The sequence below is a fragment of the Enterococcus lactis genome, assembly GCF_015751045.1.
In the GTDB taxonomy this organism is placed as follows: domain Bacteria; phylum Bacillota; class Bacilli; order Lactobacillales; family Enterococcaceae; genus Enterococcus_B; species Enterococcus_B lactis.
This window is the reverse complement of the sequence record NZ_BNJW01000061.1, coordinates 1-1942: the sequence shown is the minus strand read 5'-3', so window position 1 is coordinate 1942 and position 1942 is coordinate 1. Positions and strand designations below refer to the sequence as shown.

Below are 1942 nucleotides of genomic sequence, written 5' to 3'. Positions count from 1 at the left end.
CGTTACTAAGACTGGCTTTCCGATTACTTACTCAATCACGAATCCAGGTGTCCATGACGTGAAAGTGTTAGAGACTTTATCGGAAGAAGCGAATCTTCCCAATATCCTAGGGGACAAAGGATATATTAGCCATAAAATCCATGAAAAGATTGCCCTTAAGGGCATTACTATATCCGTTCCGCCACGTAAAAACATGGATAAATCAGAAAAACTAGACCACAGCTTACTTGGAAAACAAAGAAAAACAGTTGAGACTGTTTGTTCTTCCTTAGAAAAATTAGGTTGTCAAAATTTCAACTCACGTTCTGTTAAAGGGCTAGAGAGTAGATTTGAAAGCATATTACTGGCTTACAGTGTTCTATTAAGTCGAGCACAACGACGTTTTGAAGGAACTTCGAGATATTCTTTAGGATATTAAAATTAACTAGCACCACGGGTAAATATTATAGATTATTACTTTTGACAGCTGAAGCAGGATGGATGGATTTTCCAGAAGTTGTAAAAGAAGTTCAAGAGATAGGTGCAACTATTTCTGATAGCCGCTCCTCTCCTATGAACTATCAGGATGCCCATGGAATTAAAATAATTGATCAAGAGAGAAATGTCAGAAAATACACAACAATAAATGAGTGTGTAATTAATGAAAATCTTTGTAGGGCACCGATAACGAAACACATTAAGAATAGAAGCAAAGCAAAAGACGGAAGAACTTTTACTACCTTCTAAGTTTTTTTCATATTTGTTTGCTATACTTAGATCTAAGGAATTAGACTTTCGCTGCCCATTATTTAAGTTTGAGGTAGCGTCTTGCGAGGGATCAATAATGGAAGAAGAAAAAATATTTGAAAAACGCTGGGAATTGGCTTCAGTTGAACAAAGAGCAAGGTACCATAATCTAATGTCCTCTTACCGCAATATTGATTGGACTTACAAAGAAAAGAAGTACTTGCTTTGGTTATGTCAGTTAGATGTAAATACCTTTGAAACATTTGAAGTGATTCTAGATAAGATTAAAAACAGCAATGAAAAAAGAGCTGATCTATAGTGGTTCGCTCTTTTTATTTTATTAACTCTTTGGTTACTATATGTAAAATACAGCTTCATATTACAATAAATTTCAGGATACAAATTTATTTAAGCATATATAAATATAATTGAAATGGGACATAAATATATGAGTATGAGAAAGGTGATTACATGTTTAATAAATGGGCAAACCACCCAATGAACTCGAGAGGTAGAGATAATTTGAAGGAGACGGACAAGTTCTGGGAAGAAGTATATAGTAAAAACAAAAATCTTAGGTTTCCTGAAGGAAAACTTTTATATAGAGTTCATACAGGTGGATATAAAAAACCTGTGGTTCTGTTGCAAAGTTTTCCAAAAAATCTATTTTAGTGTAAAATTGAGAAAAAAGACAGAGAGGACAGAGTAATGAATCATTTTAAAGGCAAACAATTCAAAAAAGACGTCATTATTGTCGCTGTTGGTTACTACCTGCGTTACAATCTAAGCTATCGTGAAGTTCAGGAATTGTTATATGATCGTGGAATAAATGTTTGTCATACTACGATTTATCGTTGGGTGCAAGAGTACAGCAAAGTCCTCTATTATCTTTGGAAGAAGAAAAATAGACAATCCTTCTATTCATGGAAAATGGACGAAACCTATATCAAAATTAAGGGACGTTGGCATTATCTTTATCGTGCAATTGATGCGGACGGCTTAACCTTAGATATCTGGTTACGAAAGAAACGGGATACGCAAGCAGCCTATGATTTCTTAAAACGACTCCATAAACAGTTTGGTGAGCCGAAAGCAATTGTGACCGATAAAGCACCTTCTCTTGGCTCCGCCTTTAGAAAGTTACAGAGTGTGGGTTTATATACTAAGACAGAGCACCGAACTGTGAAGTATCTTAACAATTTAATAGAACAAGACC

4 protein-coding genes are annotated in these 1942 nt (G+C 34.9%); all 4 read left to right on the top strand.

The features are described from left to right. The coding region (locus KFO35_RS14010; protein WP_211140348.1) for a transposase at positions 1-418 on the top strand (418 nt) is incomplete at its 5' end. Positions 419-480: 62 nt separating this feature from the next. Next, a complete protein-coding gene (locus KFO35_RS14005; RefSeq protein ID WP_008271463.1) occupies positions 481-726 on the top strand; it encodes a hypothetical protein in 246 nt (81 codons plus the stop codon). Between the two features lie 97 nt (positions 727-823). Further along, the gene (locus KFO35_RS14000) at positions 824-1045 is read left to right on the top strand and encodes a hypothetical protein (protein WP_002311006.1); all 222 of its coding nucleotides are present in this window, start codon (positions 824-826) and stop codon (positions 1043-1045) included. 389 nt (positions 1046-1434) lie between these two features. Further along, positions 1435-1942 (top strand): IS6-like element ISS1D family transposase (locus KFO35_RS13995; protein WP_181728979.1); only part of this gene is annotated, 508 nt, incomplete at its 3' end.

Excerpts from the sequence above, each read along its gene's own strand:
- KFO35_RS14005 (WP_008271463.1), top strand. The coding sequence starts at position 481 with ATGGATTTTCCAGAAGTTGTAAAAGAAGTTCAAGAGATAGGTGCAACT.
- KFO35_RS14000 (WP_002311006.1), top strand. The coding sequence starts at position 824 with ATGGAAGAAGAAAAAATATTTGAAAAACGCTGGGAATTGGCTTCAGTT.